The organism is Aeromonas sp. s6, assembly GCF_040907815.1.
Lineage (GTDB): Bacteria > Pseudomonadota > Gammaproteobacteria > Enterobacterales > Aeromonadaceae > Aeromonas > Aeromonas caviae.
Window position 1 is genome coordinate 20,227 of the sequence record NZ_JBFOCN010000029.1, and the last position, 11,668, is coordinate 31,894.

Below are 11,668 nucleotides of genomic sequence, written 5' to 3' on the forward strand. Positions count from 1 at the left end.
GCTCAAGTTCACCTGTTCCGCAGCACTCGGGCAAGAAAACGGCTCAGCTCATTGTCGCGGCAGTGGGCACGTGCGTCTCGCGGGCCCGCTCGATAAAGGTCGCCAGATCCATCAAGGGGTATTTCATCAATCCCAGCCCGTCCAGATCCAGGCTGTCCATCAGATTTTTCACCTCCAGGCCCAACTCGGTATCCCCCTCTATCTTCAGCCGGCGCTGGAAGAAGAGGGAATCCGGGTCTTCACGGCGCCCGGCGATCAGAACAAGATCCTGGCTATTGCCGCTGAAACAGACATCGGCGTGCTCACACTTCCTTGCCACCACCAGTTTTCCCTCCCGCTCGCTGATAAACCAGCATAGCCCCAGATCGCTGACTTCCACTTTCAGCCACTTGCCCGCAAGAAACGCAAATTCCCCCTCTTCGATGGCCTCCCGGAACACCCTGCCCAGCAGGGCCTCCATCAGGTTTTGTTGCAGCGGGAAGGGCACCAGCTTGAGGGGGTGGCGCAAGAGACGGGGTGCCTGTTCGACCAGGCGACGTTGCAGATGTTGAAACACGATAAACTCCCAGTTTTTTGCGCATTCAAGCACAGCCCCTTCGGCAAGATCCTGTTGAAAATCAAACTTGTGTCCACTTACCTCAAGAAGGGTAAAGCCACCTAAAGCTGCCTCAGGTCAAAAAGCGGGAGGGCAAGCATGAATACAATCGGGCCACTTTGCATTTTTGCCCTCTCGGAGCGTACCCGATGGAATTACTCTGCCCGGCAGGCAGCCTGCCGGCACTGAAGACAGCCGTGGATAACGGGGCCGATGCGGTCTACATCGGCTTCAAGGATGACACCAACGCCCGCCATTTCGCCGGGCTCAACTTCACCGACAGCAAGCTGGAAAGAGCGGTTGACTATGTCCACCAGCATGGCCGCAAGCTGCACATCGCCATCAATACCTTTGCCCACCCGGGCTCCGATGCCCGTTGGAAGCAGGCCGTGGACAAAGGGGTGGCGCTCGGTGCCGATGCCCTGATCATCGCCGATCTCGCCGTGCTCGATTATGCCAGCCGCCGCCATCCCGACATGGAGCTGCATGTCTCGGTCCAGGCCAGCGCCACCAACGCCGCTGCCATCCGCTTCTACCAGCAGCACTTCAACGTCGGCCGGGTGGTGCTGCCGAGGGTGCTCTCCATGCATCAGGTCAGGCAGCTGGCCCGCGAGACCGACGTCGGCCTTGAGGTGTTCGCCTTCGGCAGCCTCTGCATCATGGCGGAGGGGCGCTGCTACCTCTCCTCCTACATGACCGGCGAGAGCCCCAACACCGTCGGCGCCTGCTCACCGGCCAAGTTCGTACGCTGGGAGGAGACCCCGAGCGGCCTCGAATCCCGCCTCAACGAGGTGCTGATCGATCGTTACGGCCCGGGGGAAAATGCCGGCTACCCGACCCTGTGCAAGGGCCGCTTCGAGGTGGATGGCCAGACCTATCACGCGCTGGAGGAGCCCACCAGCCTCAACACCCTCGGCCTGTTGCCCGAGCTGTTCCAGACCGGCATCCAGTCGGTCAAGATCGAGGGGCGCCAGCGCAGCCCCGCCTATGTGGAGCAGGTGACCCGGGTCTGGCGCGCCGCCATCGACGCCTATCAGGCCAACCCCGAGGCCTATCAAGTCAAGGCTGAGTGGGATGCCCAGCTCGCCCGCGTCTCCGAGGGGAGCCAGACCACCCTCGGTGCCTATCATCGCCAGTGGCAATAAGGAGCCCTGTTCATGAAATTCTCTCTCGGCCCCCTGCTCTTCTACTGGCCCAAGGCCGACACCCAGGCCTTCTATCAGGCGGCCGCCGCCAGCCAGGCCGACATCGTCTATCTGGGGGAAACCGTCTGCAGCAAGCGGCGCGAACTGAAAGTGGATGACTGGATTGCCCTCGCCCGTCAGGTGGCGGGCTCCGGCAGGCAGGCGGTGCTCTCCACGCTGGCGCTGATCTCTGCCCCCTCCGAGCTCAAGGAGGTCAAGCGGCTGGTCGACAACGGCGCGCTGATGATCGAGGCCAACGATCTGGGGGCCGTCCAGCTCGCCAGTGAAGCCGGGCTGCCGTTCGTCTGCGGCCCCGCCATCAACGCCTACAACGCCGACGTGCTGCGCATGCTGCTCAAACAGGGAATGCAGCGCTGGGTGATGCCGGTGGAGCTCTCCCGCGACTGGCTGATGCAGCTCAATCAGGATCTGGGCAGGGAGCGCCAGCAGTTCGAGGTGGAGGTGTTCGCCTATGGTCATCTGCCGCTCGCCTACTCGGCACGCTGCTTCACCGCCCGCTCCCTCGACCGGCCCAAGGACAACTGCGAACTGGCCTGCATCCACTACCCCACCGGCCGACTTGCCAGCAGCCGCGAGGGGCAGAAGGTGTTCAACCTCAACGGCATCCAGACTCAGTCCGGTTACTGCTACAACCTGGGCAACGAGCTCAAGGGGATGGAGGGGCTGGTGGATGTGGTGCGCCTCTCGCCCGAAGGCATGGAGACCCTGACGATGCTGGAGCGCTTCAAGGCCAACGAACAGGGGATGGCCCCCCTGCCCCTGCAGCAGGAGCGGGACTGCAACGGTTACTGGCGCCAGATCCCCGGCATGAGCCTGGTGGAGTAGCGGTACAACCCGTGTCACCAGACAGCAAAAAGGCCTCGTCAAGAGGCCTTTTTCATGGGGTTCAAACCCGTTTAGTCACGCTTTGCCGCTCTTGCCCTGGGCTCCGGGTGGCTGGGGCTTGCGCGCCATCAGTTCCAGCTCCAGCAAGGCATAGCGATGCTCGATGAAGTCATAGACGTTGTTGGCCAGCGCCAGCTTGAAGTAGCTGATGGCTTCCTTGCGGTTACCCTTGGCCAGCTCGAACTTGCCGAGGTAGAAGTAGGTCTCGCACAGGCGCTCGGCGAGCTCCCTGTTGTCCTTGACCCCTTTCACCACGTTGCTCATCAACTGGGTGGCATTGATGTCGCCCGTATAGAGGCGCACCAGATCCCAGTTCCAGGCGTCGTCGTCATATTTGTTGAGCCGCTCGCGCATCCGGCTCATGGCCGCCGGTCCGTTGAGCTTCTGCTCGGCCAGATAGAGCCAGATCACCCGATAAGGGTCTTCTGGTTGCGCCTCGTAGAAGCGCTTCATATCCGCCGCGGCAAGCTCGGGGCGATTGCCGTAATAGAGCGCGATTCCCCGGTTGAGATAGGCGTAGTCGTAATCCGGGGCGAGCTCCAGAGCGGAGTCGAACGCCTCATAGGCCTCGTCGTAGTTCTGCTGTTGAACCAGATAGACACCGATGAAGTTGTAGGCCTCGGCAAAATCCGGCTTCTCCCGCAGGGCGCGGTTGAAGTCGAGTCGCGCCAGGGAACGCAAGCCCACCCGGTCAAACACCACGGCACGCTCATAGAAGAGTTCTGCCCGCTGTTCGGTCGTCAATTCCATTTCACTGAGCATCTGCCCGAGTCGCGCCAACGCCAACTCGCTCTGGTAGGAGACCTGCAAGGGGGTCGCCAATACCAGTGAAGCGGGTTGCGGCTTGGGAACTTGAGGCGCTTTTACCTGACTGCTACTGCTGCAACCCCACAAGGGGAGCAACAACAGGATACCCGTGAGGTATCCAATCCCTATCCTGACGTTCAATGAACACTCCGACGCTTACGCTTGACCCCGCATATGGTAAAGATCACGGGGCCGTTTGTCATGTGGCGCAGCCCCTCTCCCTCAAATAAATCAGGATTCGACAGGGTATCCGGCATCGCTCCAGCCGCGAAAGCCTCCATCGACGCTGACGACCCGGGAATAACCCATCTTCTGCAGGTTATCCGCCACCAGGATGGAGCGAAATCCCCCACCACAATAGAGGTAGAGTTCGGTGTCGGGATCCGGATACCGGGTCTCGATGTCACGCTCTATCACCCCGCGCCCGAGATAGGTGGCCCCCGGCAGATGGCCCCTGGCCCACTCGCTCTCTTCGCGCACGTCGATCAGATGAAATGCTCGGCCCTCATCCTGCCAGCGCTTGATCTGGTGCACATCGGTTTCCTGCACCTGCGGGCGGATGACCTCTACCAGGGCCAGAAAACGGGGATTGTGTTGCATGGGCTTGCTCCTTGCTTTGGGTAATGGATGCTGGGTTGTGGGGAGCATCATGACTCACCCCGGCCACAAGAGAAAGGGCGCCTTGCGGCGCCCTTGTCTGTTACGGCAGGATCTCTTGCTGATCCGCGCCCTCTTTTTCCACCTGGGTCGGCAGCATGTGCTCCCGCTTGATCCCGAGGAACATGGCTGAGGCGCTCGCCACATAGATGGAGGAGTAGGTCCCGAAGGCCACCCCGATCACCATGGCGATGGAGAAACCGTGGATCAGAGGCCCGCCTTTGAGCAGCAGCGCCACCACCACCACGAAGGTCAACCCCGAGGTGATGATGGTCCGGCTCAGGGTCTCGGTCATGGAGAGATCCATGATCTCCGCGGTGTCCCCACGGCGTACCTTGCGGAAATTCTCCCGCACCCGGTCGAACACGACGATGGTGTCGTTCAGGGAGTACCCCACCAGCGTCATCAGCGCCGCCAGCACGGTCAGGTCGAACTCGTACTGGAAGTAGGCGAAGATGCCGAGGGTGATGATCACGTCGTGAGCCAGGGAGAGGATGCCCCCCGTGGCCAGACGCCACTCGAAGCGCACCGCCACGTAGATCAGGATACAGATGATGGAGGCCAGCATGGCCAGGGCACCGTCGGTGGCCAGCTCGTCACCCACGGAGGGACCGACGAACTCGACACGCTTGAGCACGGCGCTCTCGTCGACCAGCTTGGCGGCCGCCAGGACCTCGTTGCCCTGCTGCTCGACCTTGACGCCCTCTTGGGGGGCCATGCGCACCAGCACATCACGGCTGGAGCCGAAGAACTGCAGGGTCGCCCCGTCAATCTTCTGCTGATCCAGCGCCTCGTGCATCTTGTCCAGGCTCACCGACTGCTGGAACCCCACCTCGATGGTGGTACCGCCGGTGAAGTCCAGCCCCCAGTTCAGGCCACGATCGTACAGAACGTAGAGGGCGAGCACCGTTACCAGAGCAGAGAGGACCATACCCAGCTTGGCGAAACGCATGAAGGGGATGGGCTTTTCAAAATGTAGAATTTGAAACATGTCTCTTCCTTAGATCGGCAGCTTGTCGATGCGCCGTCCACCCCAGGCCAGGTTGATGATGGCGCGGGATACCGTGATGGCAGTGAACATGGACGCCGTCAGGCCGATCCCGAGGGTCAGGGCGAAGCCCTTGATGGCACCGGTACCGATACCGAACAGGATCACGCAGGTGATGAGCGAGGTGATGTTGGAGTCGGCGATGGTGGAGAAGGCGCGATCAAAGCCCAGGTGAATGGCTTGCTGCACCCCGCGACCATTGCGGATCTCTTCACGAATACGCTCGTAGATCAGCACGTTCGCATCCACCGCCATCCCCAGCGTCAACACGATACCGGCGATGCCCGGCAGGGTCATGGTGGCCCCCGGGATCATCGACATGATACCGACGATGAGCACCAGGTTCATGGTCAGCGCCAGATTGGCCACCCAGCCGAAGGCACGGTAGTAGATCCCCATGAAGAGCACGATCACCAGCATGGCCCAGCCGATGGCTTCCATCCCGCTGTCGATGTTCTGCTGACCCAGGCTCGGGCCTATGGTGCGCTCTTCGACGATCTGGATGGGGGCAATCAGGGCACCGGCACGCAGCAGCAGCGCCAGGTTGTGGGCTTCGTTGGCGTTGTCGATCCCGGTGATGCGGAACTGGCTACCCAGGCGAGACTGGATGGTGGCGACGTTGATCACCTCCTCCTGCTTGCGGAACTTGCGCTTGCCGTCCGGACCAGGCTGCCCCACCGGCTTGTACTCGATGAAGACGGTCGCCATGCCCTTGCCAACGTTGTCCTTGGTAAAGTTGGCCATCTTGTTGCCACCCTGACCATCGAGCTTGATGTTGACCTGGGGACGGCTGTATTCATCGAAACCGGACTGGGCACCCACGATGTGGTCACCGGTCAGGATCACGCGCTTTTGCAGTACCACGGGACGACCGTTGCGATCGTTGTAGACCTTGGAGCTCGGCGGCACGCGGCCTGCGGCAGCGGCCTGGATATCGGCAGCCTCATCGACCATGTGGAACTCCAGGGTCGCGGTGGCCCCCAGGATCTCCTTGGCACGGGCGGTGTCCTGGATCCCCGGCAGCTCGACGATGATACGCTCGCCGCCCTGCTGCTGGACCAACGGCTCGGCCACACCCAGTTCGTTCACCCGGTTGCGGATGATGGTGATGTTCTGCTCGAGGGCATACTTCTTCACCTCTTTGACCTTGGCTTCGCTCAGACTGGCCAGCAGGATGAAGTCATCCCCTTTCTGGTCGGTGGTGAAGACAAGATCCGCATTCTGGCGACGCAGGAAGGAGAGTGCCTTGGCCTGATCGGCCTCGTCACGGAAGACCACCTGCACCTGATCCCCGACCCGGCGTACACCGGAGTAGCGGATCTTCTGGGTGCGCAGCTCGGCGCGGAAATCCTGCACCATCTGTTCCTGCTGCTTGGCCAGCGCTTCGGCCATGTCCACTTCCATCAGGAAGTGCACACCGCCCCGCAGGTCAAGACCGAGCTTCAGGGGCGCCGCGCCGATGGCCTCAAGCCAGGCGGGGGTCGACGGTGCCAGGTTGAGGGCGGTGATGAAATTGTCGCCCAGCTTGTTGGCCACGATGTCGCGCGCCTTGAGCTGGTCTTCGGTGTTGTTGAAACGGATCAGGATGAAGCCGTGCTCGAACGCCGCATGCTTGACCGGGATCTTCGCCTCGTCGAGGGTTTCCTTCACCTGATCGAGGGTTTCTAGTTTGACTTCGGCACCACGGCTGGCAGAGACCTGCAAGGCCGGGTCTTCGCCGTAAAGATTGGGGGCTGCATATAGAAAACCGATGGCGATCACGACGATCACCATCAGGTATTTCCACAGCGGATAGCGATTTAACACGCTGTGCTCCTCGGGAGATTAGAGGGACTGGATAGAACCCTTGGGCAGAACGGCAGAGACGAAGTCACGCTTGATGGTGACCTGGGTCTGATCGTTCAGGGCCAGCACAATGTAGTCGCTGTCGGCGGAAACCTTGGCGATCTTGCCGACCAGGCCACCGGAAGTGAGCACTTCGTCGCCCTTGGAGAGGGAGCTCATCAGATTGCGATGCTCCTTGGCACGCTTGGCCTGGGGACGGTAGATCATGAAGTAGAAGATGAGACCGAACACGGCCAGCATGATGATCATTTCCATGCCACCACCCTGTGCTGCCGGAGCCGCGCCTTCTGCATACGCCTTGGAGATAATGCTCATTTAACAACCTCTTATTGATGTAGATTTGAATACTAACTTATATGTCGTTGTTATTTCACGTCATTTTCAGCCAGTGGAGGCACAGGCTTCCCTTGCCGACGGTAAAACTCAGTTACAAAGTCGTCTAATTTACCCTGCTCGATCGCGTCCCGCAAACCCTGCATCACGCGCTGGTAATAACGCAGGTTGTGGATGGTATTCAGACGGGCACCGAGGATCTCGTTGCACTTGTCCAGATGGTACAGATAGCTACGGGTGTAGTTCTTGCAGGTGTAGCAATCGCAGTCCGCATCCAGGGTGCTGGTGTCTTCCCGGTACTTGGCGTTGCGGATCTTGACCACGCCATCGGTGGTAAAGAGATGACCGTTGCGGGCGTTGCGGGTCGGCATCACGCAGTCGAACATGTCGATACCGCGGCGCACCCCTTCCACCAGATCCTCCGGCTTGCCCACCCCCATCAGGTAGCGCGGCTTGTCGGCCGGAATTTTCGGGCAGACATGGTCAAGGATGCGATGCATGTCCTCTTTGGGCTCACCCACGGCAAGACCGCCGACCGCGTAACCGTCGAAGCCGATCTCAAGGAGACCGTCCAGCGACACATCCCGCAGCGGTTCGTAGACAGAACCCTGGATGATGCCGAACAGGGCGTTCTTGTTGCCGAGTGCATCGAACTTGTCACGGGAACGCTTGGCCCAGCGCAGGGACATCTCCATGGACTTGCGCGCTTCCTCGTAAGTGGCCGGGTACGGGGTGCACTCGTCGAAGATCATCACGATGTCGGAACCCAGATCGTACTGGATCTCCATGGACTTCTCGGGGTCGAGGAAGATCTTCTCGCCGTTGATGGGATGACGGAAGTGCACCCCCTCCTCGGTGATCTTGCGGATGTGCCCCAGACTGAACACCTGGAAACCACCGGAGTCGGTCAGGATGGGCCCCTGCCAGTTCATGAAGTCGTGCAGATCGCCGTGGGCGCGCATCACTTCCTGACCCGGGCGCAGCCAGAGGTGGAAGGTGTTGCCAAGCAGGATCTGGGCACCGGTCTCACGCACCTCTTCCGGTGTCATCCCCTTGACGGTGCCGTAGGTGCCGACCGGCATGAAGGCCGGGGTCTGGACCACGCCACGCTCGAACACCAGTTGACCGCGACGGGCACGCCCATCGGTGGTTTTCAATTCAAATTTCATTGCTACCTCTATTCAGTCAGAGAAACAGTCTGACAACAAAGGGCCCGAGGGGCCCGGTAATATGAAGCCGGCCGGCATACTGACAAGCAGAGCCTGAACGACTTCTGAAGGGCAAGGCTTAACCCTGCACCCGGCGACGGGTGACGAACATGGCGTCCCCGTAGCTGAAGAAACGGTACTGTCCCGCCACGGCGGCCTGATAGGCGGCCATCACGTTGTCATAGCCGGCAAAGGCGCTGACCAGCATGATCAGGGTGGATTCGGGCAGGTGGAAGTTGGTGATCATGGCATCGACCACCTGGAACTCGTAACCGGGGAAGATGAAGATGTCGGTGTCATTGAAGAAGGGCGCCAGCGGCTTGCCCTGGGCCAGGGTCGCCTTGGCCGCACTCTCGAGGGATCGCACCGACGTGGTCCCCACCGCAACCACCCGACCGCCGCGGGCGCGGGTCGCCGCGATGGCATCCACCACCTCCTGGGGCACTTCGGCGTATTCCGAGTGCATGTGGTGATCTTCAATCTTGTCGACGCGCACCGGCTGGAAGGTGCCCGCCCCCACGTGCAGGGTCACGAAGGCCATCTCCACGCCCTTGGCACGGATCTGCTCGAGCAGCGGCTCGTCGAAGTGCAGACCGGCGGTCGGCGCCGCCACGGCACCCGGCTTCTGGTTGTAGACGGTCTGGTAGCGCTCCTTGTCGGCATCCTCGTCGGGACGGTCGATATAGGGAGGCAGCGGCATATGGCCGATGGCATCCAGAATGGTCAGCACAGGGCGCGGGTCCAGGAAGTGGATCTCGAACAGAGCGTCGTGACGGGCACGCATCTCGGCCTCGACGGGCACGCCGTCGGCACCGCCATCCAGAAGGAGGCGGGTACCTGGCTTGGGGGACTTGGACGAGCGGACGTGCGCCAGCACGCTGTGCTCGTCCAGAATGCGCTCCACCAACACCTCCAGCTTGCCGCCGCTGGCCTTCTGGCCAAACATGCGGGCCGGAATGACACGGGTATTGTTGAACACCAGCAGATCGCCGGGGTTGAGCTGGTCAAGCACATCGACAAAATGACCGTGGCGCAGGGCGCCGGTTTGACCATCGAGCTGCAGCAGGCGGCTAGCGGTACGCTCCGCCATGGGATAGCGGGCAATCAGCTCGTCTGGCAGATCAAAATGAAAATCGGATACTTGCATCTTTCACCTCGGGGGAATCGGCGGCTAGTCTAGTTATCCCCCTCTTCCAAGGCAACCCAAAAGACTAAAAACCCAAGGAAGACAAGGGATAGCGGGCCATTTTGTGAGGCTGGGCCCGTTAAAAAACCTTTAAGGTTTTGTATTGACCCCGATCATGTTCTGGCGACGGGGGCTGGGCTAGGGTGGAAGCAGACACACAAGGAGGCCCACCATGATGACCCTCTCCGAGATCATGACTGAACACCCCTTTACCCTGGGTCCGGAAAACAGCGTCAAGCAGGCGATGGAGCTGATGCAGCAGGAGCGGATCCGTCACGTTCCCATCGTCGATGAACACCAGCATCTGCTTGGTCTGGTCACCCTCTCGGACATCCTGGCCACCCGTGAATCCAAGCTGCTGCTGATCAACCCCGAGCGGGAGGCGGAGTTCACCGACAGCGTCCAGCTCGACGAGATCATGACTCGTCAGGTGGCGAGCGTGGATCCCCACGCCGGCATCAAGGAGGCGGCCCTGTATCTGCAGCGCCACAAATATGGCTGTCTGCCGGTACTCAAGGGGCGCAAGCTGGTTGGCATCGTCACCGAGTCGGACTTCATCGCCGTGGCCATCAATCTGCTGGAGCTGATGGAGGAGCAGGAGCCCCCAACCGACTTTTGATCTTAAAATTCTGTAATAAAATTACAATAAAAGCGTTTTAAGCCTAATTTAACGGCTATTTAAGTGAAACACTTTCAATTTGACTGTAAAATTACACCACAAAACTTGCGTTGTGACATTCATCACACTATGATGCCCACTATGCAATGGTTGCCGAAGAGGAGATGAGGATTGTGCACCCGCCATCTTCTCTTCATATGTCTGCAAGTTTGCACACCCCGTAGTTAGTCTTTGCTGTAAAGCATATTTATCGCCATTCCTTGTTTGATGACCCGGCCCTGTCTGTGCGACTGCGCCGGGATTTTTTTATCCCTCTTTTTTCTACTGCGCCGCCTCGTCTGCCCCCTTCTCTGCTCACGCAATGAAAACAAATCCGGCCCAGCCCTTGAAAATGTGACATGCAGGACAGAAATTGAACTTCGACAATGAGTTATCTCCGAAGGCCTGAGATATTCATGTTAGGTACAGTTGTGATGGTCTATCTAATAAATAGATTTATGTGATTCAAAATTGTGGCTTTGACCGATTAGAAAAAGTCACTATGATGACTCCATCGAAAGTTAAGCGCCTCGTCTGGCACGACTCTTCAACACCAGACAGGCATATGTACATCACCAAGGAGCAAATACATGTCTACCTACATCAACACTGAAATCAAGCCGTTCAACGCCACCGCCTACCACAATGGCAAATTCGTTCAGGTGTCTGACGCTGACCTGAAAGGCAAGTGGTCCGTGGTGTTCTTCTACCCGGCTGATTTCACCTTCGTCTGCCCGACCGAGCTGGGCGACCTGGCCGACAACTACGCCGAATTCCAGAAGCTGGGCGTCGAGATCTACGCCGTCTCCACCGACACCCACTTCACCCACAAGGCCTGGCACGACACTTCTGACACCATCCAGAAGATCCAGTACCCGATGATCGGCGACCCCACCGGCACCATCACCCGCAACTTCGGCGTGATGATCGAAGAAGCTGGCCTGGCTGACCGCGGTACCTTCGTCATCGACCCGCAAGGGGTCATCCAGATCGTTGAAATCAACGCTGGCGGCATCGGCCGTGACGCACTGGAACTGCTGCGCAAGGTCAAGGCTGCCCAGTACGTTGCTTCCCACCCGGGTGAAGTGTGCCCGGCCAAGTGGAAAGAAGGCGACGCCACCCTGGCCCCGTCCCTGGATCTGGTAGGCAAAATCTAAGCCTCCCCGCTCTGAAGACCGGCCCGTTCAAGGGCCGGTCTTGTTTACGGCCCTCAGAAAATGCGCCGGTCTGCTGTGTGGACC

The 11,668-nt window shown here is 59.8% G+C and carries 12 protein-coding genes; 4 read left to right on the top strand and 8 right to left on the bottom strand.

The genetic code is table 11. The features are described 5' to 3' along the window. Positions 1-43: 43 nt before the first annotated feature. Positions 44-556 (bottom strand): SCP2 domain-containing protein, encoded by a 513-nt coding sequence (locus AB5Y50_RS03620; RefSeq protein WP_029314693.1) that lies wholly within the window; start codon positions 554-556, stop codon positions 44-46. Between the two features lie 188 nt (positions 557-744). Between AB5Y50_RS03620 and AB5Y50_RS03625 the strand changes: the two genes are divergently transcribed. Beyond that, positions 745-1,740, top strand: a complete 996-nt coding sequence (locus tag AB5Y50_RS03625; RefSeq protein ID WP_010675064.1) for a peptidase U32 family protein — start codon at positions 745-747, stop codon at positions 1,738-1,740. Between the two features lie 12 nt (positions 1,741-1,752). Continuing rightward, complete coding sequence (locus AB5Y50_RS03630; RefSeq protein ID WP_010675065.1) at positions 1,753-2,625, top strand: U32 family peptidase; 873 nt, start codon at positions 1,753-1,755, stop codon at positions 2,623-2,625. 75 nt (positions 2,626-2,700) lie between these two features. Here the strand turns inward: AB5Y50_RS03630 and nlpI are convergent, their stop codons facing one another. The 7 genes from nlpI to queA all read right to left on the bottom strand — a co-directional run bounded on the left by nlpI (position 2,701) and on the right by queA (position 9,730). After that, positions 2,701-3,633 carry a lipoprotein NlpI gene (gene nlpI / locus AB5Y50_RS03635; RefSeq protein WP_280520777.1) on the bottom strand — a complete coding sequence of 311 codons (933 nt, stop codon included), beginning with the start codon at positions 3,631-3,633 and terminating at the stop codon, positions 2,701-2,703. Between the two features lie 90 nt (positions 3,634-3,723). Continuing rightward, positions 3,724-4,092, bottom strand: a complete 369-nt coding sequence (locus AB5Y50_RS03640) for a rhodanese-like domain-containing protein (RefSeq protein WP_010675067.1) — start codon at positions 4,090-4,092, stop codon at positions 3,724-3,726. A gap of 100 nt (positions 4,093-4,192) precedes the next feature. Further along, positions 4,193-5,140 (bottom strand): protein translocase subunit SecF, encoded by a 948-nt coding sequence (gene secF / locus AB5Y50_RS03645; RefSeq protein WP_010675068.1) that lies wholly within the window; start codon positions 5,138-5,140, stop codon positions 4,193-4,195. Positions 5,141-5,149: 9 nt separating this feature from the next. Continuing rightward, positions 5,150-7,003, bottom strand: a complete 1,854-nt coding sequence (secD, locus tag AB5Y50_RS03650) for a protein translocase subunit SecD (protein ID WP_029314697.1) — start codon at positions 7,001-7,003, stop codon at positions 5,150-5,152. An 18-nt stretch (positions 7,004-7,021) separates the two neighbouring features. After that, positions 7,022-7,357: a preprotein translocase subunit YajC gene (yajC, locus tag AB5Y50_RS03655; RefSeq protein WP_010675070.1), complete on the bottom strand. Its 336-nt coding sequence runs from the start codon at positions 7,355-7,357 to the stop codon at positions 7,022-7,024. A 50-nt stretch (positions 7,358-7,407) separates the two neighbouring features. Beyond that, positions 7,408-8,544, bottom strand: coding sequence for a tRNA guanosine(34) transglycosylase Tgt (tgt, locus tag AB5Y50_RS03660; protein WP_010675071.1), 1,137 nt, complete (start codon positions 8,542-8,544; stop codon positions 7,408-7,410). A 118-nt stretch (positions 8,545-8,662) separates the two neighbouring features. Continuing rightward, on the bottom strand, positions 8,663-9,730 hold the full coding sequence (queA, locus tag AB5Y50_RS03665; protein WP_010675072.1) for a tRNA preQ1(34) S-adenosylmethionine ribosyltransferase-isomerase QueA: 1,068 nt from the start codon (positions 9,728-9,730) through the stop codon (positions 8,663-8,665). A 211-nt stretch (positions 9,731-9,941) separates the two neighbouring features. On the opposite strand from queA, the gene AB5Y50_RS03670 reads away from it, so the two are divergent. Both AB5Y50_RS03670 and ahpC read left to right on the top strand, forming a co-directional pair. Continuing rightward, a complete protein-coding gene (locus tag AB5Y50_RS03670; protein WP_010675073.1) occupies positions 9,942-10,388 on the top strand; it encodes a CBS domain-containing protein in 447 nt (148 codons plus the stop codon). Positions 10,389-11,017: 629 nt separating this feature from the next. Continuing rightward, positions 11,018-11,584, top strand: a complete 567-nt coding sequence (gene ahpC / locus AB5Y50_RS03675; protein ID WP_010675074.1) for an alkyl hydroperoxide reductase subunit C — start codon at positions 11,018-11,020, stop codon at positions 11,582-11,584. Positions 11,585-11,668 lie beyond the last annotated feature (84 nt).

What these genes read in the sequence shown, in the direction of transcription:
- queA (WP_010675072.1), bottom strand. Translation starts at nt 9,730, where the DNA reads ATGCAAGTATCCGATTTTCATTTTGATCTGCCAGACGAGCTGATTGCC.
- AB5Y50_RS03625 (WP_010675064.1), top strand. Translation starts at nt 745, where the DNA reads ATGGAATTACTCTGCCCGGCAGGCAGCCTGCCGGCACTGAAGACAGCC.
- ahpC (WP_010675074.1), top strand. Translation starts at nt 11,018, where the DNA reads ATGTCTACCTACATCAACACTGAAATCAAGCCGTTCAACGCCACCGCC.
- AB5Y50_RS03640 (WP_010675067.1), bottom strand. Translation starts at nt 4,092, where the DNA reads ATGCAACACAATCCCCGTTTTCTGGCCCTGGTAGAGGTCATCCGCCCG.
- AB5Y50_RS03670 (WP_010675073.1), top strand. Translation starts at nt 9,942, where the DNA reads ATGATGACCCTCTCCGAGATCATGACTGAACACCCCTTTACCCTGGGT.
- tgt (WP_010675071.1), bottom strand. Translation starts at nt 8,544, where the DNA reads ATGAAATTTGAATTGAAAACCACCGATGGGCGTGCCCGTCGCGGTCAA.
- secF (WP_010675068.1), bottom strand. Translation starts at nt 5,140, where the DNA reads ATGTTTCAAATTCTACATTTTGAAAAGCCCATCCCCTTCATGCGTTTC.
- AB5Y50_RS03630 (WP_010675065.1), top strand. Translation starts at nt 1,753, where the DNA reads ATGAAATTCTCTCTCGGCCCCCTGCTCTTCTACTGGCCCAAGGCCGAC.
- yajC (WP_010675070.1), bottom strand. Translation starts at nt 7,357, where the DNA reads ATGAGCATTATCTCCAAGGCGTATGCAGAAGGCGCGGCTCCGGCAGCA.